Source organism: Luteococcus peritonei (assembly GCF_039526385.1).
In the GTDB taxonomy this organism is placed as follows: domain Bacteria; phylum Actinomycetota; class Actinomycetes; order Propionibacteriales; family Propionibacteriaceae; genus Luteococcus; species Luteococcus peritonei.
Genome location: NZ_BAAAIX010000026.1, coordinates 100,530 through 122,263 on the forward strand (window position 1 = coordinate 100,530; position 21,734 = coordinate 122,263).

General features: G+C 71.0%; 17 protein-coding genes. 8 read left to right on the forward strand and 9 right to left on the reverse strand.

The window, feature by feature from the left end; all coding sequences use genetic code 11:
- The first annotated feature begins 53 nt into the window (after window positions 1-53).
- The gene (locus ABD073_RS10340) at window positions 54-365 is read left to right on the forward strand and encodes a DMT family transporter (RefSeq protein WP_343874323.1); all 312 of its coding nucleotides are present in this window, start codon (window positions 54-56) and stop codon (window positions 363-365) included.
- Entirely contained in the window at window positions 362-730 is a 369-nt protein-coding gene (locus ABD073_RS10345; RefSeq protein WP_343874325.1) for a DMT family transporter, read from the forward strand. The genes ABD073_RS10340 and ABD073_RS10345 overlap by 4 nt, the downstream gene beginning before the upstream one ends.
- Here the strand turns inward: ABD073_RS10345 and ABD073_RS10350 are convergent.
- Both ABD073_RS10350 and ABD073_RS10355 read right to left on the reverse strand, forming a co-directional pair.
- Window positions 666-1,064: a DnaJ family domain-containing protein gene (locus tag ABD073_RS10350; protein WP_343874327.1), complete on the reverse strand. Its 399-nt coding sequence runs from the start codon at window positions 1,062-1,064 to the stop codon at window positions 666-668. The two genes, ABD073_RS10345 and ABD073_RS10350, sit on opposite strands and share 65 nt — an antisense overlap.
- Window positions 1,061-1,618, reverse strand: coding sequence for a sugar O-acetyltransferase (locus ABD073_RS10355; RefSeq protein WP_343874329.1), 558 nt, complete (start codon window positions 1,616-1,618; stop codon window positions 1,061-1,063). The genes ABD073_RS10350 and ABD073_RS10355 overlap by 4 nt, the downstream gene beginning before the upstream one ends.
- A 492-nt stretch (window positions 1,619-2,110) precedes the next feature.
- Here ABD073_RS10355 and ABD073_RS10360 point away from each other — a divergent pair, with 492 nt between their 5' ends.
- The gene (locus tag ABD073_RS10360; protein WP_343874332.1) at window positions 2,111-3,349 is read left to right on the forward strand and encodes a PQQ-dependent sugar dehydrogenase; all 1,239 of its coding nucleotides are present in this window, start codon (window positions 2,111-2,113) and stop codon (window positions 3,347-3,349) included.
- Between the two features lie 76 nt (window positions 3,350-3,425).
- Here the strand turns inward: ABD073_RS10360 and ABD073_RS10365 are convergent, their stop codons facing one another.
- The 3 genes from ABD073_RS10365 to ABD073_RS10375 all read right to left on the reverse strand — a co-directional run bounded on the left by ABD073_RS10365 (window position 3,426) and on the right by ABD073_RS10375 (window position 7,481).
- Window positions 3,426-4,766 carry a dipeptidase gene (locus ABD073_RS10365; protein ID WP_343874335.1) on the reverse strand — a complete coding sequence of 447 codons (1,341 nt, stop codon included), beginning with the start codon at window positions 4,764-4,766 and terminating at the stop codon, window positions 3,426-3,428.
- Window positions 4,767-4,832: 66 nt separating this feature from the next.
- Window positions 4,833-5,828, reverse strand: a complete 996-nt coding sequence (locus ABD073_RS10370; RefSeq protein ID WP_343874336.1) for a peptidoglycan-binding protein — start codon at window positions 5,826-5,828, stop codon at window positions 4,833-4,835.
- Window positions 5,829-6,080: 252 nt separating this feature from the next.
- Window positions 6,081-7,481: an amidase gene (locus tag ABD073_RS10375; protein ID WP_343874337.1), complete on the reverse strand. Its 1,401-nt coding sequence runs from the start codon at window positions 7,479-7,481 to the stop codon at window positions 6,081-6,083.
- A gap of 382 nt (window positions 7,482-7,863) precedes the next feature.
- Between ABD073_RS10375 and ABD073_RS10380 the strand changes: the two genes are divergently transcribed.
- Window positions 7,864-9,075 (forward strand): amino acid aminotransferase, encoded by a 1,212-nt coding sequence (locus ABD073_RS10380; protein ID WP_343874339.1) that lies wholly within the window; start codon window positions 7,864-7,866, stop codon window positions 9,073-9,075.
- A gap of 58 nt (window positions 9,076-9,133) precedes the next feature.
- Here ABD073_RS10380 and purL read toward each other — a convergent pair whose 3' ends face one another.
- A complete protein-coding gene (purL, locus tag ABD073_RS10385) occupies window positions 9,134-11,422 on the reverse strand; it encodes a phosphoribosylformylglycinamidine synthase subunit PurL (RefSeq protein ID WP_343874341.1) in 2,289 nt (762 codons plus the stop codon).
- A gap of 175 nt (window positions 11,423-11,597) precedes the next feature.
- Between purL and ABD073_RS10390 the strand changes: the two genes are divergently transcribed.
- On the forward strand, window positions 11,598-12,416 hold the full coding sequence (locus ABD073_RS10390) for a transglutaminase-like domain-containing protein (RefSeq protein WP_343874343.1): 819 nt from the start codon (window positions 11,598-11,600) through the stop codon (window positions 12,414-12,416).
- A 62-nt stretch (window positions 12,417-12,478) separates the two neighbouring features.
- Here ABD073_RS10390 and ABD073_RS10395 read toward each other — a convergent pair whose 3' ends face one another.
- The 3 genes from ABD073_RS10395 to pepN all read right to left on the reverse strand — a co-directional run bounded on the left by ABD073_RS10395 (window position 12,479) and on the right by pepN (window position 17,683).
- Window positions 12,479-12,700: a YbdD/YjiX family protein gene (locus ABD073_RS10395; protein ID WP_343874345.1), complete on the reverse strand. Its 222-nt coding sequence runs from the start codon at window positions 12,698-12,700 to the stop codon at window positions 12,479-12,481.
- Entirely contained in the window at window positions 12,700-14,967 is a 2,268-nt protein-coding gene (locus ABD073_RS10400) for a carbon starvation CstA family protein (RefSeq protein WP_343874347.1), read from the reverse strand. The genes ABD073_RS10395 and ABD073_RS10400 overlap by 1 nt, the downstream gene beginning before the upstream one ends.
- Window positions 14,968-15,112: 145 nt before the next feature.
- Window positions 15,113-17,683, reverse strand: a complete 2,571-nt coding sequence (gene pepN, locus ABD073_RS10405) for an aminopeptidase N (RefSeq protein ID WP_343874350.1) — start codon at window positions 17,681-17,683, stop codon at window positions 15,113-15,115.
- 168 nt (window positions 17,684-17,851) lie between these two features.
- On the opposite strand from pepN, the gene ABD073_RS10410 reads away from it, so the two are divergent.
- From ABD073_RS10410 to ABD073_RS10420, 3 genes are all read left to right on the forward strand, one after another.
- A complete protein-coding gene (locus ABD073_RS10410) occupies window positions 17,852-18,769 on the forward strand; it encodes an N-acetylglucosamine kinase (RefSeq protein ID WP_343874353.1) in 918 nt (305 codons plus the stop codon).
- A 3-nt stretch (window positions 18,770-18,772) separates the two neighbouring features.
- The gene (locus ABD073_RS10415) at window positions 18,773-19,453 is read left to right on the forward strand and encodes a LuxR C-terminal-related transcriptional regulator (RefSeq protein ID WP_343874355.1); all 681 of its coding nucleotides are present in this window, start codon (window positions 18,773-18,775) and stop codon (window positions 19,451-19,453) included.
- A 158-nt stretch (window positions 19,454-19,611) separates the two neighbouring features.
- Window positions 19,612-21,666 carry a PhoX family protein gene (locus ABD073_RS10420; RefSeq protein ID WP_343874357.1) on the forward strand — a complete coding sequence of 685 codons (2,055 nt, stop codon included), beginning with the start codon at window positions 19,612-19,614 and terminating at the stop codon, window positions 21,664-21,666.
- The last annotated feature ends 68 nt before the right edge of the window (window positions 21,667-21,734 follow it).

Sequence of the window (21,734 nt, forward strand, 5' to 3'; positions counted from 1 at the left end):
GCCCGTGGACTAGCTTCGATTTAGCACAGTCGTGTTATCACTTGGAGGGTGAGATGGACCCGTGGGCGGCACTCCTGCTGGCCAGCGTCTTCGAGGTGGGCTTCACCACCTGCCTGAAGCTGGAACAGCGCAACAAGAACTGGGCCTGGGGCTTCCTGGCCTGTGCGGTGGCGAGCTTCGGCTTGCTGGAACTGGCCATCCGCAGCATCCCGCTGGGGACGGCCTATGCGGTCTGGACCGGCCTGGGCGCTGTGGGCACCATCTCCGTCGGCGCCGTCTTCTTCGGTGACCGGCTGCGGCCGGTGCAGCTGGCGCTGGTGGGTGTCATCGTCGCCCTCATCGCCGGGTTGAAGGTGCTGTCATGAGGGGCTGGGGATGGGTGCTGCTGGGCGGCGCCTTCGAGGTGGGATTCACCACCTTCCTGAAACTGCAGCAGTCGGACCCGCGCTGGGGCGTCGGCTTCCTGGTCTGCGCGGTGCTGAGCTTCGAATGCTTGGCGCGCGGCATCCGCTCCCTGCCGGTGGGCCTGGCCTATGCCGTGTGGACGGGCATCGGTTCGGTGGGCGCCTTCGTGATCGGGATCGCGGCCTTCGGAGAGGACCGCAGCCCGGCGCGGATCCTGGTGGTCACCGGTCTGGTCGCGGCGCTGGTGGCGTTGAAGCTGGTCAGCGACCGCGGCGACGAGAGCGCCACTGGTCCAGCACCTGCTCCACGTCCAGCAGACCGGTGATGATCGGGGTGCCCGCCACCCGCGTCAGGTTGGACTGCTTGATGCGCTGGTTCAGGTCCTCGACGATCGCCCGAGCCGTGGCCTCGTCGCACACGTCGGCCAGGGTGGTGAGGATGTCCTGCTTCTCGCGGCGCACCGCCAGCGGCCCGGGCATGGCGCCGCGCAGGTCCTCCTGCTCCAACTTGCGACGGGCCCACCAGTCCGGGTCCTCGCCGGGGCGTCCCAGGTCGCCCAGCGGCTTGCCGGCGCCGGGCAGGTTGCTGAACTCGCCCCTCTCGGTGGCCTCGCGGATCTGGCGGTCGATCCAGCTCTCGAAGCGCAGCGGCTCGCTCACAGCTGCTTGACCACCTTGGCGGGGACGCCGGCCACCACCACATTGGCCGGCACATCCTTGGTGACCACCGATCCGGCGCCCACCACCGAGTTCTCCCCCACCGTGACGCCCGGGCACAGGGTGGCGCCGGCACCGATCCAGGCATTGCGCTCGATCCGCACCCCGGCCGTGACCACGCTGCGGCGGCGCTCCGGGTCGATGTCGTGGTTCACGGTGATGATGCTGACCCGCGGGGCGATCAGCACCTTGTCGGCGATGTGGATGCCGCCCAGGTCCACGAACAGGCAGTCGGTGTTGATGAAGACGTCCTTGCCCAGGAAGATGTGGCGGCCGAAGTCGGTGCGGAAGGGCAGGGCGATGCTGGTGCTCTCGTCCACCGGGCGGCCAGTCATCTGCTCCACCACCTGGCGCACCTCCTCGAGGCTGTGCGGCGAGGCGTTGAGCTCCTGGCAGAGCCGGGCGTTCTCGGCCACGATCCGCTCCACCTCACGGAAGGAGGGATCGTGGAAGTCGACGAAGCCACCGTCCAGGCAGCGCTGCAGGACATCGTTCATGACCCCAGCCTAGGAGCCGTGGGCACCGTTGTGGCAGGGTGCAACGGCTGTGGCAGGTCGCGCCGCTGATCCCACGTCGCGCCCCCTGATCCCACGTCGCGCCCCCTGATCCCACGTCGCGCCCCCTGATCCCACGTCGCGCCCCCTGATCCCACGTCGCGCTCCCTGATCCCACGTCGCGCCCGCAATGCAACGTTGCGCGCGTAATGCCAGGCGCAAGGTTGCTTTCCGTGCGCGACGTGGACCCGCGGGGCGCGACGTGGACCCGCGGGGCGCGAGGTGGATGGCAGAGGCGCGAGGTGGCTCCGACACGGGGAACTGGGGCGCAAGGTTGCTTTTCGTGCGCGTCGTGGACCCGCGGGGCGCGAGGTGGATGGCAGAGGCGCGAGGACGGAGGACGCGGAGGTGTGGAGCCGGCCCGCCGCCGACAGGGCCGGCAGCCAGCCGCTGGGACGAGGCCCATCGGCTTGGAGCCCTTCCTAGGCTGGCGGCATGAGCATCTCGCGACGAGACCTGTTGGGCCTGGGCGCCGGGAGCGGTGCGGCAGTGCTGCTGGCCGGTTGCTCCACCGACGCGGGCCCCGGGGCCGGCCCCGCCACCAGCGGCCCGAGCTCCGCAGGCAGCCCCTCCTCCACGGCCAGCGGCGCCGAGAGCCCGACCCCCAGCCCGACGCCGAGCACCAAGCCGTCGGCGGCCATCCCGCGGCTCACGGTGCAGGAGGCTGCCAGCGGCCTGGAGATCCCGTGGGGGCTGGGATTCAGCGGCAGCACGGCGGTGCTCACCGAGCGTGCCGGGCGGATCCAGGTGCTGCGCGACGGACGACCCAGCCGGGTCACGGCCGACCTGGACGACGTGGCAGCCGCCGGCGAGGGCGGGCTGACCGGGCTGGTGGTGGATCCCAAGGACCCACGGCGCATCGTCGTCGCCTTCAACTCCCGCGAGGGCGACGTCCGCATCGTCCCCTTCACGCTCTCGGCCGACCTGTCGCGGGCCACGCGCGGGAAGCCGCTGCTCACCGGGCTGCCGGCCAATCCGTCGGGGCGCCACTCAGGCTGCCGGCTGCGCTTCGGCAGCGACGGCCTGCTGTGGGTCGGCACCGGCGACACCGCCCGCGGCAGCCTGCCGCAGGACCGTACCAGCCTGGGCGGCAAGGTGCTGCGGCTCGACGGCCGCACCGGCGCACCGGCGCCGGACAACCCGTGGCCCGATGCCCAGCAGACCACGCAGCGCTATGTCTACAGCTACGGCCATCGCAACGTCCAGGGACTGGCGCTGCAACCCGGCACGGGGCGGATGTTCTCCGTCGAGCACGGAAGTGCCGTCGACGACGAGGTGAACCTGCTGGCCAAGGGCGCGAACTACGGCTGGAATCCGGTGGGCAGCGGCGACTACGACGAATCCGTCCCGATGACCGACACCACCCTGCCGGGCGCGGTGCGCGCGGTGTGGAGCTCGGGTGACCCGACCCTGGCCACCAGCGGCGCCGCCTTCGTCACCGGTGAGGCCTGGGGCGGCTATGCCGGCTGCCTGGCGGTGGCCTGCCTCAAGGCGCAGAAACTGCTGATGCTGCGCCTCACGCCGGCCGGCGCCCTGCAGCAGGTGCTCGAGGTTCCCGAGCTGGACGGCAGCCACGGCCGGCTGCGCACCGTCGAGACCGACCCCTCCGGGGCACTGTGGGTCACCACCGCCAACGGCGAGGACGACACACTGCTGCGGATCACGCCCGCCTGACCAGACCGGTCCGGTCGCACCGGACCAAGCCGGCGTGGGGCAGAACCGGCCACGTGGCCGGCCCTGCCCCTGCCGATCAGCGCGCCAGGCGGGCCAGCATCAGGGTCTCGGCCAGACAGGCCTTCTCCAGGTCGCCCAGGTGCTGCGACTCGTCGATGCCGTGCGGGCGGGAGTCCGGGTCCGCGACGGCGGTGACCAGCACGGTGGCCTCGGGGAAGGCCTGCTGGAAGTCGGCCACCATCGGGATGGATCCGCCGCAGCCGATGAAGACCGGGTCCTTGCCCCAGGCGGTGCGGAAGGCGTCGAAGGCGGCATCGCAGGTGGGGCCCTCGAAGCCGATGATGCCGGGCTGACCGGTCTCGCCACGGGTGACGGTGACCTGGGCGCCGAAGGGGGCGTGGCTCTCCAGGTGGCGCACCAGCGCATCCTCGGCGGACTCGGCGTCGTCGCCGGGGGCGACGCGCAGGCTGATCTTCGCGCTGGCCACGGGCGCCAGGGTGTTGGAGGCATTGGCGACACTGGTGGCGTCGATCGCCAGCACGGAGACGGCCGGCTTGTTCCACATCCGCGAGACCGCCGACCCCTCCCCCAGCCACTCGACGCCGTCCAGGATGCCGCTCTCGGTGCGCAGCCGGTCCTCGGGGTAGTCCAGGTCCGGGGCCTCGGAGGACTTCAGGCCCTTGATGGCCACATTGCCCTTCTCGTCGTGCAGGGTGGCGATCAGCCGGCACAGGCTGGTCAGCGCGTCGGGCACGATGCCGCCCATGGCGCCGGAGTGCAGGGCGTGGTCCAGGGTGCGCACCTCGACGGTGCAGTCGGCCAGGCCGCGCAGGGTGCGGGTGAAGGCCGGGGCGTCGACATCCCAGTTGTAGGAGTCGCAGATCACGAAGACGTCGCTGGCCAGCTCGTCGTGGTGGCGCTCGATGATGGTACGCAGGCTGGGCGAGCCGATCTCCTCCTCGCCCTCGATGAACAGGGTCACGCCCACCGGGGGCTTGCCGTCGAAGGCGCGCAGCGCGGCCAGGTGCACGGCAATGCCGGCCTTGTCGTCGCTGGAACCGCGGCCGTAGAGGCGGCCGTCGCGCTGGGTGGGGGTGAAGGGATCGCTGCTCCACAGCGATTCATCGCCGGTGGGCTGGACGTCGTGGTGGGCGTAGAGGCAGACGGTGGGCTGGCCCTCGGGCGCCGGGAAGTGCGCGATGACGGCGGGCTGGCCGCCCTCGGTGATGACGCGGACGTCGGGGCAACCGATCTCGGCCAGCAGCTGGCCGACGGCCTGGGCGCTGCGCAGCACGTCACCGGACTTCTCCGGCAGCGAGCTGACCGACTCGATGCCCACCAGCATCTCCAGGTCCTTCAGGACCCCGGGGAAGACGGACTGGGCTTTGCTGACAAGGGCGGCGTCGTCGTGACTCATGCCTGTGATGCTAGTCCGTGGTGGGGCTGTGCCGGCAGCCGGGAGAGCCGCCGGAACACGGTCTGTTCAGCGGCAGGGCGAGGGCGCCGCTTCCCAGTGCCAGCTCTCCGGCTGGTACTGCCGGATGCCGAAACGTCCCGCGTTGCGCTGCAGGAAGCCCCAGGTGGCGCTGGAGGGTTGGCGGGCCGGCCGGGAGCAGCTGCCCTTGGTGTGGGTGCCGGCGAAGTCCACGGCGGCCCCGAGCTGGTGGTTGGACCAGCCTGGCCTCATCACCCAGGTGTAGGTGCCGCGGCGGCAGGCGGCATTGCCCCGGCACAGGTCGCGCTGGTGGGCCATGGTGCGGAAGGAGGAGTTGGCCCGCAGCGTCCGGCCGGAGTTGCCGGCCACCCGCACCAGGCCGAGATAGGCCGACGAGGCCCGCGAGTTCACGATGGCGTCGCCGTTCGCGCCGCGCACGTAGTAGCGGCTGCCGGGCACCGACTCGCTGCTGCTGGAACGCAGGCCCGGGATGGCGCACAGCCGGATCCGGACCGGACGGCCAGCGGCGTAGCCGGTGTGCACGCCCAGGTTGCGGGTGCCGGGCGCGCAGGCCACCCGGTCCGAGGCAGCGCGGATGTTGCCCACCACGCCCCGACCGCAGGCCCGGTCCCGGTGCAGGCCCATGGCCTTGAGCGTGGCGGCGTCGGCCCGGCCGTCGGCACGCAGCCCGTGACGCTTCTGCCAGGCGGCGGTGCGACGACGGGTGTCGGCATCACTGGCCCCGTCGACGCGGGCACCCACCACCTTCTGCACCGCGCTGGTCTGGGCGTCGAGCTGGGCTCGGGTACGACTGCCGGCGTTGCCGACGGCATCCAGGCATCGGTGCTGCTGGAAGGTACGGATGGCGCGGGTGGTGGCTGCGCTGGAACGTCCGGTGACCGCCTGGGGCGGCAGGTAGGCCAGGCCCGCGAGGTTGGCCTGCACGGTGGCCGTCGCGGAGTCGGCCTGGGCCAGCGGGGTGGACAGGCCGGTGAACGGGATGGCGAGCGCGGCGGCCAGCACCAGGAGACGGCGGAGCGACATGCCGCCCAGCCAAGCAGCCGGCCGCCGGTGGCTGCCAGACGGGCTCAAGCCGCACCGGAGACTTGGCTCCCCGGCGGCCGGGCCAGACGTTGACCGGGCCTTACGCGGGCCGGGCACGCCAACGGATGTTCACCGGGCACTGGTCATCAACCCTGAGATCCGCACCCTCGATCGCCTTTTCGGCCGGTTTCTGGCCATTTTCCGGATCGACGTCGCGATTTTCAAGGTTGGCCCCTTGACCCAGTGCTGGGCTCAGGGCTGCGGGACCGCGGGCCAGCCCACGGCCTGCTCCAGCTGGCGGGCAAGGCGCAGCAGCCGGGCGTCGTCGCCGAGGGTGCCGGTGAGCATCACGCCGATCGGCAGCTCGACGCCGTCCACCTGTTCGCGGTGCAGCGGCAGGCTGATCGAGGGACGCCCGGTGAGGTTGGCGGTGCTGGTCCAGGGCGTGAAGCGGGTCTGGTCCCAGAAGTCCTGCTCCGGGTCCTCATCGTGGCGCAGCTGGCCCACCAGCGCCGGCGGCTGGGCGAGGGTGGGCGTCAGGATGACGTCGAAGTCCCGCCAGGCCAGGGCCACGTCGCGGGTGAGTCGCTGCGTCTCGGCCAGCGCCTCGGCATGCTCCAGACCGGCCACCCGACGCCCGGTCTCGCGCAGCCACCGGGTCAGTGGGCGCAGCTGGTGCTCCCGCTCGGCAGGGACCGGCGCGGAGAGTGCCATCACCGACCAGAGCGCGATGAAGGCCCGCCAGCGCTCGCTGGGGTACGGCCGGGGCGCGGGCGCGACGTGGTGGCCCAGGTCCTCCAGCGTGCGGCCCGCCTGCTCGGCGGCGCGACGGCAGGCCGGGTGCACCTCGGTGTCCACATTGCTGGGCTCCAGCAGCAGTCCGATCCGCAGCGGTCCGGGGGGCTGCTCGAGGGTGCCGAGGAAGGACTCGGGGGCCAGCCGGTAGGCATCGCCGGGCCAGGACTGCGCCAGCACGTCGAGCGCGGCAGCGGTGTCGGCGACGGTGCAGGTGAGCACGCCGTGGCTGGCCAGCGCCACCCCGTCCACCCCGTGCGGGCCCGGGGAGACCCGGCCGCGCGAGGGCTTCAGCCCCACCAGCCCGCAGACCGAGGCGGGGATCCGGATGGAGCCGCCGCCGTCGCTGCCGTGGGCGATCGGGACGATGCCGGCGGCCACCGCGGCCGCGGCGCCACCGCTGGAGCCTCCGGCGGAGCGGCCCAGGTCCCACGGGGTACGGGCGGCGGGTGCCACGTCGGGCTCGGTGTAGCAGGGCAGGCCGAACTCCGGCGTGGTGGTCTTGCCCAGCATCACGGTGCCGGCCTGCGCCAACAGGGTCACGACGCCGTCGTCCACCGGCGCGGGTTCAGCGTCGATGGCGGCCGAGCCGGCCTGGAAGGGCAGCCCGCGCACCATGGTGAGGTCCTTGATCGGGCACGGAACCCCGCGCAGCGGCGAACCGGCTGCCAGCTCCGGCAGCGCGTCGAGCCGCGCGGCCTGGGTGAGTGCGCGTTCGTGGGCCAGGTGCACGAAGGCCCCGACCTCGGGGCCGACGAGCTCGGCCCGCTCCAGGGCGGCGACCGTCACCTCCAGCGCGGTGGTCTCGCGACGGGCGATGGCGCGGGCGGTCTCCAAGGCTGACAACGGCGTCGGCATGGCCCGAGGATTCCACGTCGCATCGGTGCCGCCAAGCCTTCCACGGCCCGTGAGACAGGGATGGTTGCCGGAACGGGGCATGGCAGGCCGGGCGCGGACTCTGCCGTTGCCCGGCGCGGACCTGGCGCCGTCGCGGCATGGGCATGAGGCCGTCTCATCCCCACCTCGCGCCCCCTGACATCACCTTGCGCCCCGCGTGCAACGTTGCGCCCTGCATGACGCGCGCAACGTTGCACCGCGAGCGCGACGTGATGGGACGGGGCGCGACGTGACCCAGAGTGCGGGGCCGGGTGTGGTGCCGCTCTGCGGGCGCCCCTGCTGCACGGGGCGGTTTGGTGGAAGGATGGGCGGCAGGAATCCCAGACCTTTCGAAAGGCTTGTCATGTCCGTCTTCTCCTCCGTCGAGATGGCCCCGCGCGATCCGATCCTCGGGCTCACCGAGGCCTTCCTGGCCGACACCAATCCCAACAAGGTCAACCTGGGCGTCGGCGTCTACCAGGACGAGAACGGCAAGCTGCCGGTGCTGGCCTGCGTGCGCACCGTGGAGCAGCAGATGGGCAGCGAGCCCAAGCCGCGCGGCTACCTGCCGATCGACGGCTTGGCCGCCTACACCACCGAGGTGGCCAAGCTGGTGCACGGCGCCGACGCCGCCGAGATCGCCGACGGCCGCCTGGTCACCGTGCAGACCCTGTCGGGCACCGGCGCCCTGCGCGTGGCCGGTGACTTCCTGCACCAGGTGAACCCCGGGGCCAAGCTGCTGCTCAGCGATCCCTCCTGGGAGAACCACCAGGCCGTCTTCACCCGCTCCGGCTTCGAGGTGGGCAGCTACCGCTACAAGGCCGCCGACCGCGACGGCATCGACTTCGAGGGCATGCTGGAAGACCTGCGCGCCGCGGAGAAGGGCACCGTCGTGGTGCTGCACGCCTGCTGCCACAACCCCACCGGCTACGACCTGAGCGAGGAGCAGTGGGACCAGGTGGTGCAGGTGGTCACCGAGGCCGAACTGGTGCCGCTGGTGGACATGGCCTACCAGGGCTTCGCGGAGGGTCCCGAGCAGGACGTAAAGGCGATCAAGAAGTTCGTCGCCACCGGACGCCCGGTGCTCAACACCGTCTCCTTCGCCAAGAACATGAGCCTCTACGGCGAGCGGGTGGGCGCCCTGCAGGTCACCTGCACCGACGCCGAGGAGGCCAAGCGAGTGCTGAGCCAGCTCAAGGTGCTGATCCGCACCATGGTCTCCTCGTCCCCCACCCACGGCGCCACGGTCGTGGCCCAGGTGCTCTCCGACGAGACCCTGCGCGCCCAGTGGACCAAGGAACTGGCCGGCATGCGCGAGCGGATCAAGACCATGCGCCGCAAGCTGGTCGAGGGCCTGGCCGCCCACGGCGTCACCCCGGAGAACGGCAAGAAGGACATGAGCTTCATCGCCGAGCAGAACGGCATGTTCTCCTTCTCCGGCCTGAGCAAGGAGCAGATGGTGGCGCTGCGCGAGAAGCACGGCGTCTACGGCACCGACAAGGGCCGGATCTGCGTCGCCGCGCTGAACGACAAGAACATCGACCACGTCTGCGCCGCCATCGCCGACGTGATGTGAGACGACGAACGCCCGGCCCCTCCTGCGAGGGGCCGGGCGTTCGTGCGTCCGGGGTGGCTCAGACGGTCTCGGCGACCTCGGCCGGGTTGGCGGCCATCGCCTCGGGGATCGGAGCGGTCCAGGCCTCGCGCAGCTCGTCGAGCGGCAGGCTGAACAGCCCGGTGATCTCCAGCTCGGCGGAGCCGGTGACCTCGCCCAGACGGGCCAGCGGCACACCGTGCTCCGTGCAGAGCTCGGTGAAACGGGCCAGCTTCGCGCCGCTCAGCGAGACGATGGCGCGGCCGGCGGACTCGCTGAACAGCTGCACGCAGGCGTCGTGCTCCTCGGGCAGGGTCAGCGCCACGCCCTTGCCGTGGCGCAGCGAGCACTCCACCAGCGCCTGGGCCAGGCCGCCGTCGGCCAGGTCATGGGCGGAACTGAGCAGCTGCTCCCTGGCCGCCGCCACCATCACCGAGGCCAGCGCCTTCTCCGCGCCGAAGTCCACCACCGGCGGCATGCCGCCCAGGTGGTCGTCGTGCATCACCTGCGCCCAGACCGAGCCGCTCATCTCCTCGCGGGTGGTGCCGAGCAGCAGCACCGCGTCGCCCGCATAGGCGAAGCCAATCGGGGTGCGGGTGTTGACGTCGTCGATCACGCCGAGCATGCCCACCACCGGGGTGGGGAGGATGTTGGTGCCGCCGGTCTGGTTGTAGAAGGAGACATTGCCCCCGGTCACCGGGGTGCCGAGCTCCTGGCAGCCGTCCACCAGGCCCATGATGGCCTCCTGGAACTGCCACATCACCTCGGGATCCTCCGGGGAGCCGAAATTCAGGCAGTCGGTGATGGCCACCGGCTCGGCACCGGTGACGGCCACGTTGCGGTAGCTCTCGGCCAGCGCCAGCTGGGCGCCCAGATAGGGGTTCAGGTAGGCGAAGCGGCCGTTGCAGTCGGTGGACAGGGCGATGCCGAGGTTGGTCTTCTCGTCGATCCGCAGCATGCCGGCGTCCTCGGGCTGGGCCAGCACCGAGTTGCCGCGCACGTAGCGGTCGTACTGGCTGGTGATCCAGCACTTGTCGCACAGGTTGGGCGAGCCCACCATGGCCAGCAGGGTGAGCGCCAGTTCGGGGCCCGAGGTGGGCCGGCGCAGGGCGTTGCCGTCGTCGGCGTTGACCCGGTCGATCCAGTCCGGACGAGCCAGCGGACGGTTGTAGGTGGGCCCCTCGTGGGCGACGGTCTTCGGGTCGACGTCGACGATGGTCTCACCGTGCCAGGTGATGACCAGCCGGTCGCCGTCGGTGACCTCGCCCACCACGGTGGCCAGCACGTCCCACTTGGCGCAGATCTCCAGGAAGCGGTCCACCTTGCCGGGTTCGACCACGGCCATCATGCGCTCCTGCGACTCGCTCATCAGGATCTCCTCCGGGGAGAGCGTGGAGTCGCGCAGCGGGACCACGTCGAGCTCGACGCGCATGCCGCCGTCGCCGGCGCTGGCCAGCTCGCTGGTGGCGCAGGAGATGCCCGCTGCGCCGAAGTCCTGCAGGCCGCCGATCAGGTCCTCCGCAAAGAGCTCCAGGGTGCACTCGATGAGCAGCTTCTCCATGAAGGGGTCGCCCACCTGGACACTGGGCCGCTTCACCGGACCGTCGGCCTCGAAGGTCTCGGAGGCCAGGATGGAGGCGCCGCCGATGCCGTCGCCGCCGGTGGCCGCGCCGTACATGATGACCTTGTTGCCGACGCCGGTGGCCTGGGCACGCTTCAGGTCCTCGTGCTTCATCAGGCCGACGCACAGGGCGTTGACCAGCGGGTTGCCGTAGTAGGTCTTGTCGAAGACCACCTCGCCGCCGATGTTGGGCAGGCCCAGGCAGTTGCCGTAGGCGGAGATGCCGCCCACGATGCCGGGCAGCACGCGCTGGGTGTCAGGGGCGTCCAGCGGGCCGAAGCGCAGCGGGTCCATCACGCCGATCGGGCGGGCACCCATGGCCAGGATGTCGCGCACGATGCCGCCGATGCCGGTGGCCGCGCCCTGGTGCGGCTCCACGTAGGAGGGGTGGTTGTGGCTCTCCGCCTTGAAGGTGACGGCATAGCCCTGGCCGATGTCCACGGCACCGGCATTGTCGCCGATGCCGGCCAGCAGCGGGCCGCGCGGGGTGGTCTGCTCCAGCACGCCGAAGCGCTTGAGGTGCACCTTGGAGGACTTGTAGGAGCAATGCTCGCTCCACATCACCGAGTACATGGCGAGCTCGGCGCCGGTGGGCCGGCGGCCCAGGATCTGGCGGATCGAGTCGTACTCGTCCTGCTTCAGCCCGAGTTCGGACCACGGCTGGGAGACGTCGGGGGTGTTCCTGGCATTGTCAACGGTGTCGGCCACGGGGCCAATCTACCGGTTGCGCGCCCGACGGTGGCGGCCGACCGGACCGGTGACCATGACGCCTGACAGAGTCGACCTGACAGCCGCCTCGGAGCGATCATGTGGAACCGGCCCGTAACATGGGCGGGCCATCATCGGTGGCAGCCATCCACCCCTCCACCCAGTTGGGACCCGCATGAACACCCGCCACGTCAGGATCGGCGCCTACTACCGCTACTCCTCCACGATGCCCACCGCCGCGGTCTTCCAGATCCAGGCGCAGGACACCGACCGCGCCCGGATCTCCGACGAGCGACTGGAATGGGACGGCCCCGACGAGCCGCACACCTATACCGACTCCCAGGGCAACCGCTGCCTGCGCGTCACCCTGCCGGCCGGCATCTCCCAGCTCACCTGGAGCGCGCTGGCGGCCGTCCCCGACGAACTGGACGAGTACGACGAGACGGCGCGGCTGGCGCTGCCCGCCGACCTGCCCGACGAGGTGCTGGCATTCACCTTGCCGAGCCGCTTCTGCGAGTCCGACAAGCTCTCCGACCAGGCCTGGCGCCGCTTCGGCCAGCTGCCCGCCGACGCCACCCGGGTGATGGCGATCATGGACTTCGTCCACACGCACCTGATCTACACCACCGGTTCCACCACCTCGGTGACCTCCGCGCTCGACGTCTACACCACCGGCCGCGGCGTCTGCCGAGACTTCGCGCACCTGATGATCGCGATGTGCCGGGCCATGAACATCCCGGCCCGCTACGCCTTCGGCTACATGCCGCACATGGACTTCGACCCGCCGGCGGTCCCGATGGACTTCCACGCCTGGGTCCAGGTCTGGGTGGGCGGGCGCTGGTACGACTTCGACCCGCGCCACAACTTCCGCCGCAAGGGCCGCATCCTGGTGGGCACCGGCCGCGACGCCGCCGACGCCGCCCTGGTCACCACCTACGGCGGCCCCTGGATGCAGCAGATGACGGTCACCGCCGACGAGGTGGATCCCGCCTGAGGCCGGAAGGCCCCCGGGGACACGACGAAGGCCCGGCCGGATGGCCGGGCCTTCGTCGTGTCTCAGCAGCAGCGCGAACCGGGGTTCTTCTCCTGGCGCTCGTACTCGTGGCGCCAGAAGGCGCGACGGTCCATCGGCTCTCCGGGCTGGCCGGTGCTGCGGTGCCACTGCAGGTAGCGCTCGTAGCGGTCGGCGCCCAGCACGCCGTTGCAGAAGCGGGAGAACTTCGCCCACCGCTGCCGCAGCGAGGCCAGCCGGGAACCGTCGGCGACGAGCCCGGACATCAGTGGCCCGTCCGCACCACGTGCGCATCCGGGTGCTCGGCGTACCAGCGCTGCCACTGCTCCTCCAGCGCCTTCTCCGAGGGCAGGGTGCCCATCCCCGAGGGGGCGTAGAGCTGGGCCGGGAGCGCCGGATCCTCGGTGTTCGGTCCGCCGTGGGCCATCAGCGCCTGGACGGTGCGCAGCGCCGCGAAGAAGAAGACCACCAGGGTGCAGGTGACGAAGAGCACCGACAGGCTGCCCTGGATCATCGTGTTGCGGCTCACCGCCTCCATCGCCTGCGGCGTCTTGGCCGCGCCCAACGAGGTCTTGCCGGCCGCGATCGCATCGGCGTAGAGGCGGTGGTTGGCGAAGTAGCCCACCTTGGGGTCGGAGGAGAAGATCTTGAGCCAGGAGCCGTAGACCGTCACCACCGCGGTGAAGAGCAGCGGCACCAGGATCATCAGCAGCGACCAGGTGTGGCCCTTGCGGGCGAAGACCACCAGGCAGATGCTCAGCGCCAGCGCCGCGAGCAGCTGGTTGGCGATGCCGAAGAGCGGGAACAGGGTGTTGATGCCGCCCAGCGGGTCGGTGACGCCCATGATCAGGATCGATCCCCAGCCGGCCACCATCAGGGCGGTGGTGAGCCAGGCGCCGACGGTCCAGCGCGGGTCGCGGAAGCGGGCGTGGAAGTTGCCCAGCGCGTCCTGCAGCATGAAGCGGGCCACGCGGGTGCCGGCGTCCACGCTGGTCAGGATGAACAGCGCCTCGAACATGATGGCGAAGTGGTACCAGAAGCTCATCATGGCCTTGCCGCCGAAGACCTGGTGCATGATGTGCGCCAGGCCGACGGCCAGCGTCGGGGCGCCGCCGGTGCGCGAGACCACGGAGTGCTCGCCCACGTCGTTGGCGGTCTGGGTGAGGGTGCCGGGCTCCAGGTGGACACCGGTGAGGCCCAGCGAGTTCACGAACTGCACCGCGCCCTCGACGGTGCCCTGGGTGGCACCCACCGGGGAGTTCATGGCCAAGTAGATGCCGCGGTCGATGGAGACGGCGGCCACCAGGGCCATGATCGCGACGAAGGACTCCATCAGCATGCCGCCGTAGCCGATCAGGCGGGTCTGGCGCTCCTTCTCGACCATCTTCGGGGTGGTGCCCGAGGAGATCATGGCGTGGAAGCCGGACAGGGCGCCGCAGGCGATGGTGACGAACAAGAAGGGGAACAGCCCGCCGGTGAAGACCGGCCCGTCGGTGCGGCTGGCGTACTCGCTGATGGCGGGGGTGGTGATCGAGGGACGCACCACGATGATGGCCAGCGCCAGCATGGCGATGGTGCCCACCTTCATGAAGGTGCTCAGGTAGTCGCGCGGGGCCAGCAGCAGCCAGACCGGCAGCACAGCGGCGATGAAGCCGTAGATGATGATGGCCCAGGCCAGCACCGGACGGTCCAGATGGAACCAGGCCTGGCCCCAGGAGGTGGCGGCCACCGAGCCACCGCCGATGATGGCGGCCAGCAGCATGGCGCAGCCGATCAGCGAGACCTCCATCACCTTGCCGGGACGCAGGAAGCGCAGGTAGACGCCCATGAACAGGGCGATCGGGATGGTCATGCCGACGCTGAAGACGCCCCAGGGGCTCTCGCCGAGGGCGTTGACCACGACGAGCGCCAGGATGGCGACGATCATCAGCATGATGGACAGGGTGGCCAGCAGGGCGGCGGTGCCACCGATCACGCCGAGCTCGTCCTTGGCCATCTGGCCCAGGGAGCGGCCGCCGCGTCGCATCGAGATGAACAGCACCAGGTAGTCCTGCACCGCGCCGGCGACGATCACGCCGACGATGATCCAGATGGTGCCGGGAAGGTAGCCCATCTGGGCGGCCAAGATCGGGCCCACCAGCGGGCCGGCGCCGGCGATGGCGGCGAAGTGGTGGCCGTAGAGGATCCGACGGTCGGTGGGCGCGAAGTCGTGGCCGTTGTAGGCGTACTCGGCCGGGGTGGCGCGCCGGTCGTCGGGTTTGACCAGCACCTTCTCCAGGAAGGTGGAGTAGAAGCGGTAGGCCACCAGATAGCTGCAGACCGCCGCGAAGACGAACCAGATGCCGTTGACGGCCTCGCCGCGGGCCAGCGCGATCATCACCCAGCCCAGGCCGCCGAGCAGGGCGATGGCCACCCACAGCGCGATCTTCTTCGGGTTGAGCCGGCGTTCGGCCTCGAGGGTGGACTCGTCGACGGCCACCGGGGGCAGGTCGTCGGGGATGGACTCTGGCGCGAAGGCCACGTGATGGCTCATGGGTCTCGCCTCACTGACGTCGGGTGCCGCCTTCCTTGCGGCAGGACGACCGCCGTTGGCCGTCCGGCAGGAACTCTAGCCCCATCGGTCGGACCATTGTGCGGGGGGCCGGACCAGCGCAGCCGACCCCGACCCCCACCGACGGTCAGCCGGCGTTGCGCTGCTGCGCCCGACTGGCCCGACGGGCTTGGTCGGCCCCCTCCAGCACCAGCCGGCGCAGCGCCCCGGGGGCCTCGCCATGGCCGTCCAGCCACTGCTCGGCGCGCTCGGCGGCATCCGGCGTGGCCGGGAAGAGCCCGGCCACCAGTCGGCTCGCGATCACGATGGCGTGCTGCTGCCAGACCTCCAGCAGGCCGTCGAAGTAGCGCTCGGTGAAGGGCGCTGCCAGCTCCTCCTGGCCGGGGGTGGTGAAGCCGGCCACCAGGGCGTCGACGTGGTCGTTGGCCAGGGCGAGCGGGGTGTGCAGCCGCTCCCAGACCTCTTCCTTGACCTGGGGCACGGGGCGCGCGGCGAGCGCGTGCAGGTGGTCGGTGACGCTGCTGGCGGCGCGGTCGCGCTCCAGCTCGGCGTCCAGCTCCGGCTGCTGCCAGGTGCCATTGGCGGCCAGCGACTGGGCGGCGATCCAGCGCAGTTCCGGACCGGTCTCCAGCCCCGCGGGCACCTGCTCACCGCTCAGCAGCCCGAGCGCCGTGCCGGACAGCTCGGGCAGCCGCGCGATGCTGCGCAGCAGGGCCCGGCTCAGCGTCAACTGGCGGTCGGAGCCGGGCTCGGCCCCGGCCAGGGCCTGCTGCAGCGCCGCGGCGTGCGTGGCCGCGGCCTCCTGGCGGCGCTCGGCCGGCAGGAAGTGGTCGATCGCCTCGGCTGCATTGGCCAGCAGGTCCACCAGGGTGGCGACGTCGCCCTCCCCCAGGCCGTGGCGGGCCACGGCGCCGAGGTAGTCGTCGACGGCCAGCTCGGCGTCGCGGGTCATGTTCCACAGCGAGGACCAGCACAGCGCCCGGGCGAGCGGGTCCGCCAGGCCGCCCAGGGCGTCCAGGACCGTGGCGCGTGAACGCTCGTCGAGCAGCACGGTGGCATAACTGAGGTCGCTGTCGTTGACCAGCACCAGATCGGGAGCCGGCAGGCCAGCCGCGCCGGGCACCTCGGTCAGCTCGCGGCCGTCCAGCTCCACGTCGAGCAGTGCGGTCCGCTCCAGCCGGTCCTGGCGACGGCCGTAGAGGCCGACCTTGAGCACGTGGGGGCGCCCCACCGGCGAGCCGTCGCGGGCGTCGACGGAATGCTGCGTCACGGCCAGCCGCGCGATCCGGTCCCCGTCGAGTTCCAGACGGCTGCCCAGAGCATCCGGTCCGGCGGTCTGCAGCCAGGCCCGGGACCAGGCCTCCAGGTCTCGTCCGGAGGCCTGTTCCAGGGCCTCCAGCAGGTCGGCCAGACGCGCCACCCCGAAGGCATGACGCTCGAAGTAGGCGCGCGAGCCGGCCAGGAAGGCCTCCAGGCCCACATAGGCCACCAGCTGCTTGAGCACGGCGGCGCCCTTGGCATAGGTGATGCCGTCGAAGTTCTGCTTGGCGGCCTCGATGTCGCCGATGTCCGCCACGATCGGGTGCGTGGTGGGCAGCTGGTCCTGCTTGTAGGCCCAGGCCTTGCGACGGCCGGCGAAGGCCACCCAGGCGTCGGTGAACTCGGTGGCCTGGACGCTGGCGTGGGCGCCCATGAACTCCGCGAAGCTCTCCTTGAGCCACAGGTCGTCCCACCAGGCCGGGGTCACCAGGTCGCCGAACCACATGTGGGCCATCTCGTGCAGGATCGTGTTGGCCCGGGCCTGGTACTGCGCGCGGGTGGCCGCCGAGCGTGGCAGGTAGGCCTCGGTGAAGGTCACCAGGCCGGGGTTCTCCATGGCGCCCAGGTTGTACTCCGGGACGAAGACCTGGTCGTACTTGCCCCAGGGATAGGGGTGGCCGAAGTCGCGGTGGAAGTGGTCCAGGCCCTGGCGGGTGATCGTCAGGATCTGCTCGGCGTCGAAGTGCGGCACCAGGCTCTGGCGGCAGTAGGCCGCCAGCTCCACCTCGAGCGGCTCGTCCCCGGAGCGGCTCCAGTGGCCGGTGACCTCGTGGTACTCCCCCGCGATCAGGCAGGTGAGGTAGGTGGACAACGGCGGGGTGGCTGCGAAGGCGTGGCGCACCCCGGCCGGCATCTCGCCGTCGGGCTTGACCGGCCCGCCGGCGGTGCGCGGCTGGTTGGAGCGCACGGTCCAGCCCTCGGGGGCCAGCACGGTGACGTGGTGGCGGGCCTTGAGGTCGGGCTGCTCGAAGCACGGGAAGACGCGCCGGGCATCGGCGGGCTCGAAGTGGGTGTAGAGGTAGCAGCGGCCGTCCACCGGGTCGAAGAAGCGGTGCAGGCCCTGCCCGGAGGTGGAGAAGGTGCCCTCGGCCTCCGCCTCCACGACGTTGCGGCCGCTCTGCAGCCGCAGCGGGATGCGGGCGCCGTCGTAGGCGGGGCGCTGCCGCTCGCCGTTGACCACCACCCGGTGCACCAGCCCGTCGAGGAAGTCCAGGAAGGTCTCCTCCAGCGTGCTGTCCAGCTCGACGACGCAGTGCACGCCGAAGCGGGTGCGCCCGGCCTCGTCGGCCCGTCGCAGGTCGACGGTGGTGTGGTAGGCCTCGAGCCGCAGGCCTGCGCTGCGTCGGGCTGCCTCGTCCCGGGTGATGTTGGTGCTCACGGCGGCAAGCCTAGCCAGAGCGGGGTGCGAGGACGGGAGGTGCTGCGCTCCGGCTGTTCACAGCCGATCGATTGCCCCTCGTGGGCGGGCCACGCGCACGTTCTCAGACCCCCGGCCCACCAGTCCCCACAGTGCCTGTGGCATCGCAGGACGGTCTATCGTTGCGCCATGACCACTGTGCTCGCCCTGGATGCCGGACAGACCGGCGTGCGCACCCAGCTGCTGCTCGACGGCACGGCCGGTGCCGTGCAGGAGTTCGACGGCGTGCTCACCGACCGTCCGGTGCTGCCCCAGCTGGCCGAGGTGGTGCGCCGTTCGCTGGCCACCACCGCGGCCACCGACGTGGAGGTGGCGATCGGCTCCTCCGGCCTCACCGATGACATGACGGCCGAGGCCCTGCTGGAACTGCTGGCCGACGGCCCGGTGACCGCGGTGCACCTGGCGCACGACTCGACCACCAGCTACCTGGGTGCCCTGGGCGACGTCCCCGGCGTCGTGGTGGCGGCGGGCACGGGCGTGGTCACCCTGGCCGTGGGCCTCGAACGGGTGGCCCGCGTGGACGGCTGGGGCTTCCTGATCGGCGACGCCGGCTCGGGCTACTGGATCGGCCGCGCCGGCCTGGACGCCGTGATGCGGGCCCATGACGGACGCGGCCCCGCCACCAGCCTGACCGAGCCGGCCGTGGCCGAGTTCGGTGACCTGGAGGGCGCCTACATCGAGCTGCAGGCCGACGAGCACAAGGTGAGCCGGATCGCCGCCTGGGCGCGACGGGTCAACGAGCACGCCGAGGCCGGCGACGCCGTCTGCCGCGAGGTGCTGCACGCCGCCGGCCGTGAGCTGGCCGGCTCGGTGCTGGCCGGGATGCGTATGGTGGGGCTGCCGGCCGATGCCCCGGTGGCCACCTTGGGCAAGGTCTTCGGCTCCGAGGCGGTCAACGCCTCCTTCCAGCAGGAGCTGCGCGAGCAGCTCGGCACCCCGCAGGTGGTCGCGGCGCACAGCAGCGGCCTCGACGGGGCCGCCCTGCTCCCCCGGGTCCATCCCTCCTCCGCCCTCGCCGGGCGCATCCGTACCGCACGAAAGGCCTGACGCATGGTTCCCGTCCGCATCGCCCTGGTCAACGACCACCCCATCGTGCTCGAGGGGCTGCGCGCCCTGCTGCGCCCCTTCCCCCAGGTCGAGGTGATCGAAATGGACGTGCTGACCGACGTCGCCCAGAAGGTGGACCTCGCCCTGATCGACACCCACGGCCAGTCGGTGGACGTGGCCGAGGAGATCCGACGCCGCTCGCTGGACCCCCAGATCACCCGGGTGGCGGCCTACTCGTGGACCGTGGACGAGACCATGGTGGACGACGCCCTGGCCGCCGGCGCCACCGGCGTCATCTCCAAGACCGTCTCCTCGCGCGAGCTGGCCGATGCGCTGCGCCGGATGATGAGCGGTGAGACCGTCGTCCTGCCGGGCGTGGTGGAGGGCGTCGAGGAGGACGTCGCCCCGCAGAAGGCGGCCAGCGGCCACGACTGGCCGGGGCGCTCCGAGGGGCTGAGCATGCGCGAGGCGGAGATGATCACCCTGATCTGCCAGGGCCTGTCCAACGAGCAGATCGCCGAGCGGCTCTACCTGTCGCCCAATTCGGTCAAGTCCTACATCCGGGCCGCCTACCAGAAGATCGGCGTCAACAGCCGTTCGCAGGCGGTCATCTGGGGCATCGACCACGACATGCGGCCGGTTCCGGAGCGGGACGTGATCCGTCCCCTCGCCCCCGGGGCATGACGCTCCATATAGCCAAGGAAAAATTGCCGTTAAGAACCGGCTTCCTGTGGCCCAGTTCACACTGCGTTCAGCTGACGGTCAGGAATGGTCAACCGCTCGCTGCTTGACTCCATCACAACCCACCAACCGGCCCGACAGGGCTGTCGAAAGGTTTGACGATGGACAAGCGCTTCCTCCCCATGATCGACCACGTGCGTGGCAAGCGGTCCGCAGTGACCTGCGCCCTGAAGTGCGACAGCCAGTGCATGGGCGAGACCTGCAACACCACGGGCAACGACTACTTCCGTGACATCGCCGCCTCGGCGGTCTCCCGCCGCAGCGTGCTGGCGGGCTCCGCCGGTGCGGTGGCGCTGTTCGGCGCCTCCCGCTTCGACGCCCCGGCGGCCGCCGCGCCCCTGGCCGAGCACCTGTCCGAGGGCCGTGGCGCCAAGGGCAGCCCGCTGAACTTCGACGCCATCCGCCCCGTCGACTACCACGTCGACGAGTTCACGGTGCCGCGGGGCTACACCTGGAAGCCGGTGATCCGCTGGGGCGACCCGCTGTTCGCCGACGCACCGGCCTTCGACCCCAACCGCCAGACCGCCGCCGCCGCGCGTCGCCAGTTCGGCTACAACAACGACTACACCGAGATCCAGGAGATCCCCGGCAGCAGGGGTCGCCGCGCGGTGATGTTCGTCAACCACGAGTACACCAACGAGAACATCATGTTCCCCACCAACATGCCGGTGGAGCAGAAGCGCGAGCTGGGCATGATCAACCACGGCCTGAGCGTGGTGGAGCTGGAGCGCAAGAACAGCTCCAGCCCCTACAGCTACGTCAAGGGCGCCAAGCTGAACCGTCGCATCCTGATCGACGACGCCTACAAGATGACCGGCCCCGCCGCCGGCTCCGACCTGCTCAAGACCAAGGCCGATCCCTCGGGCACCAAGGTGCTGGGCACCTTGGGCAACTGCTCGGGCGGCCTGACCCCCTGGGGCACCCTGCTCTCCGGCGAGGAGAACTTCCACTCCTACTTCGTGGGCGGCGGTACCTCGGCCGGCGACAAGCGCTACGGCATCACCAACAAGGAGACCGTGCGCGGCTGGGAGCACAGCGATCCCCGCTTCGACACCCGCAACCCCGGCTTCGAGAACGAGACCAACCGCTTCGGCTGGATCGTCGAGGTGGATCCCTTCGACCCGAAGTCGACCCCCCGCAAGCACACCGCGCTGGGCCGCTTCAAGCACGAGGGCGCCAACGTGATCGTGGCCGAGGACGGCCACGTGGTGGCCTACTCCGGCGACGACGAGAAGTTCGAGTACCTGTACAAGTTCGTCTCCCGCAAGAAGTTCCGCAAGGGTGACCGTCGCCACAACATGACCCTGCTGGAGGAGGGCGACCTGTACGTGGCCCGCTTCAAGGGCGACTCCCCGGCCGCCGAGATCGACGGCACCGGCGCCCTGCCCTCCGACGGCCGCTTCGACGGCACCGGCGAGTGGCTGCCGCTGGTCAAGGACGGCAAGTCCATGGTGGAGGGCATGAGCGTCGACGAGGTGCTGGTCTACACCCGCACCGCCGCCGACAAGCTGCAGCCCACCAAGATGGACCGCTGCGAGGACGTCGAGCCCTCGCTGCTCTCGCGTCGCGTCTACGTCGCCTGCACCAACAACTCCGACCGCGGCAAGGCCGGCAAGGCGGGTGCCGACGAGGCCAACCCCCGCGTGGAGAACCGCGACGGCCACGTCGTCGAGATCTTCGAGATGGGTGACCAGACCTCGGTGGGCTTCTCCTGGAACCTGCTGCTGGTCTGCGGCGATCCCAAGACCGATGCGAACACCTACTTCGCGGGCTTCCCGCGCGAGCGGGTCTCGCCGATCTCCTGCCCCGACAACCTGGCCTTCGACTCGGTGGGCAACCTGTGGATCTCCACCGACGGCGCCCCGGACGGCATCGGCTACAACGACGGTCTGTTCAAGGTCACCCTGAGCGGCCGCGAGCGTGGCCGGGTGGAGCAGTTCCTGTCGGTGCCCGTCGACGCCGAGACCTGCGGCCCGATCGTGCGCGACCAGGACCGCACCGTCTTCGTCTCGGTGCAGCACCCGGGCGAGGACGGCACCTGGGAGAAGCAGGTCTCCCAGTTCCCCGACTACAACAACACCGTGCCGCGTCCCACCGTGGTGCAGGTCTACGCCGCCGGTCGCGGTCGTGACCGCGGGCGTGGCCGCAACAGCTGAGCCCCGCTGAACCAGCAGGACCCCGCCGGATTCCGGCGGGGTCCTGCTGCATTCCTGTGCCTCGTGCG

Coding starts and splice junctions, on each gene's coding strand:
- ABD073_RS10340 (WP_343874323.1), top strand. CDS start 54: ATGGACCCGTGGGCGGCACTCCTGCTGGCCAGCGTCTTCGAGGTGGGC.
- ABD073_RS10345 (WP_343874325.1), top strand. CDS start 362: ATGAGGGGCTGGGGATGGGTGCTGCTGGGCGGCGCCTTCGAGGTGGGA.
- ABD073_RS10355 (WP_343874329.1), bottom strand. CDS start 1,618: ATGAACGATGTCCTGCAGCGCTGCCTGGACGGTGGCTTCGTCGACTTC.
- ABD073_RS10360 (WP_343874332.1), top strand. CDS start 2,111: ATGAGCATCTCGCGACGAGACCTGTTGGGCCTGGGCGCCGGGAGCGGT.
- ABD073_RS10365 (WP_343874335.1), bottom strand. CDS start 4,766: ATGAGTCACGACGACGCCGCCCTTGTCAGCAAAGCCCAGTCCGTCTTC.
- ABD073_RS10370 (WP_343874336.1), bottom strand. CDS start 5,828: ATGTCGCTCCGCCGTCTCCTGGTGCTGGCCGCCGCGCTCGCCATCCCG.
- ABD073_RS10375 (WP_343874337.1), bottom strand. CDS start 7,481: ATGCCGACGCCGTTGTCAGCCTTGGAGACCGCCCGCGCCATCGCCCGT.
- ABD073_RS10380 (WP_343874339.1), top strand. CDS start 7,864: ATGTCCGTCTTCTCCTCCGTCGAGATGGCCCCGCGCGATCCGATCCTC.
- ABD073_RS10390 (WP_343874343.1), top strand. CDS start 11,598: ATGAACACCCGCCACGTCAGGATCGGCGCCTACTACCGCTACTCCTCC.
- ABD073_RS10395 (WP_343874345.1), bottom strand. CDS start 12,700: ATGTCCGGGCTCGTCGCCGACGGTTCCCGGCTGGCCTCGCTGCGGCAG.
- ABD073_RS10400 (WP_343874347.1), bottom strand. CDS start 14,967: ATGAGCCATCACGTGGCCTTCGCGCCAGAGTCCATCCCCGACGACCTG.
- ABD073_RS10410 (WP_343874353.1), top strand. CDS start 17,852: ATGACCACTGTGCTCGCCCTGGATGCCGGACAGACCGGCGTGCGCACC.
- ABD073_RS10415 (WP_343874355.1), top strand. CDS start 18,773: ATGGTTCCCGTCCGCATCGCCCTGGTCAACGACCACCCCATCGTGCTC.
- ABD073_RS10420 (WP_343874357.1), top strand. CDS start 19,612: ATGGACAAGCGCTTCCTCCCCATGATCGACCACGTGCGTGGCAAGCGG.